Source organism: Cellulosimicrobium cellulans, from assembly GCF_042723955.1.
GTDB classification, from domain to species: domain Bacteria; phylum Actinomycetota; class Actinomycetes; order Actinomycetales; family Cellulomonadaceae; genus Cellulosimicrobium; species Cellulosimicrobium cellulans_H.
In genome coordinates, this window is record NZ_JBHXIC010000092.1 from 14,321 (window position 1) to 16,071 (window position 1,751).

The following is a 1,751-nucleotide window of genomic DNA, read 5'->3' on the forward strand; positions in this document are numbered from 1 at the left end:
CCACCGGTCTTGCTGAAGACGAGCACGTCGAACGGGACGGCGTCGGGGGGCATGACGACCCGGGCCCCCCGCCAGCCCCCCGGGCCCCACCCCCGCCGCCGCCCCGCCGCCGCCCCCCCGGGGCGCCGGGGCCCCCCCGTCGTCGTGGTCGACCGTCGCGCGGGCGTCATCGACAAGGCGTGCGGCGAGGGCCTGCTGCCCGGGGCGCTCGCCGCGGTGCTCGACCTCGGCGTCGACCCGCCCGGGCACCGGCTCGCGGGCATCAGCTACCGGGACACGACCCGCCACGCCGACCACCCGTTCGCCGCCGGGCCCGGGCGGGGCGTGCGACGCACCGCCCTGCACGCGGCCCTGCGCGACCGCGCGCTCGCGGAGGGCGTCACGATCGGGCACGCCACCGTCCGGGCGCTGCGCCAGGACGAGCGCGGGGTCGACGTCGCGCTCGACGCCGCGCGCGACGAGGGCGGGGCGCGCTCGGTCGTGCGCGCGGGCTGGGTGCTCGGCTGCGACGGTCTCCACTCCAGCGTCCGGCGCCTCACCGGGCTCGACGCGACGCCGCGCGGGCGCGCCCGGTTCGGGCTGCGCACCCACTACTCCGTCGCGCCCTGGAGCGATCTCGTCGAGGTGCACTGGGCCCCGCACGCCGAGGCGTACGTGACCCCGGTGGGTCCCGACGTCGTCGGCGTCGCCGTGCTCACCCACCGCGCTCCCGCGAGCCGGGAGACGGGCTCCCGGCCGGGGAGCGGCGCCGCCACGGGGCTGGACGCCTTCCCCGAGCTCGCGCAGCACCTGCGCGGCGCACCGGTGCTGGGCCGGGTCCGCGGGGCCGGGCCGCTGCGTCAGCGGGCCCGACGGCGCACGGCCGGGCGCGTGCGCCTCGTCGGCGACGCGTCCGGGTACGTCGACGCGCTCACGGGCGAGGGCGTGCGCGTCGGGCTCGCCCAGGCCGACGCCGTCGTGCGCCACCTGGACGACGCCGCGGCGTACGAGCGGGCCTGGGCGCGCGCGACGCGCGACTACCGGGTCCTGACGACCGGGCTGCTCGCCTGGGCCGGCAGCCCCGCCCGCGCCGCGATCGTGCCCGCCGCGAGCGCCGCCCCGTGGCTGTACGGGGCGGTCGTCGAACGCCTCGCGCGCTGACCGTAGCCCGACCGCCCAGGAGCGTCGACGGCGCCCGTGTGGGCGCGGGCGGCTACGGTGCCGCCCATGACCTCGCTCGACCTGCACGTCGTCCCCGACCGCTTCCTCCTCGGGCACGTCCCCGGTGCCACGTTCCCCGAGGACGACGAGTGGGTCGCGCTCGTGCGCGCCCCGGAGGGGCTCACGGTCGTGCGGCACGCGTCGCCGTTCGACGAGGCCGAGCGGTGGGCCGGGTTCTACGGCTCGGCCCACGGGCTGGAGACGACGGGCGTGCTGGCGTCCGTCGTCGGCCCGCTCGCCGAGGCGGGCATCCCCGTCTTCGTCGCGTCCACGTTCCACGCCGACCTCGTGCTCGTGCCCGAGGCGCGCCTCGATCCTGCCACGCGCGCGCTGCGCGACGCCGGGCACGCCGTCGCCGGTCCCCGCTGAGGCCTGCGCCGGGCGAGGCACCACCGCGGCCCGCCCTGGACGGTGCCCCGCGGTCCGGTGTCAGTCGGGCGTGGCCGCCGCGGCGGCCGCGAGGCGGGGGGCGGGCGCGGGGGGGGGGGGGGCGCGGCGCACCGGCGCGCGGGCGCCCCCCCCCCCCCCCGGGCGCGGGCGCGCCCAGCCTC

Annotated in this window: 2 protein-coding genes; both read left to right on the forward strand. The window is 80.8% G+C overall.

What is annotated here, in order from left to right:
• Window positions 1-144 precede the first annotated feature (144 nt).
• The gene (locus ACFWH7_RS18170; protein ID WP_378218586.1) at window positions 145-1,140 is read left to right on the forward strand and encodes an NAD(P)/FAD-dependent oxidoreductase; all 996 of its coding nucleotides are present in this window, start codon (window positions 145-147) and stop codon (window positions 1,138-1,140) included.
• 66 nt (window positions 1,141-1,206) lie between these two features.
• A complete protein-coding gene (locus tag ACFWH7_RS18175) occupies window positions 1,207-1,569 on the forward strand; it encodes an ACT domain-containing protein (RefSeq protein WP_047233354.1) in 363 nt (120 codons plus the stop codon).
• Window positions 1,570-1,751 lie beyond the last annotated feature (182 nt).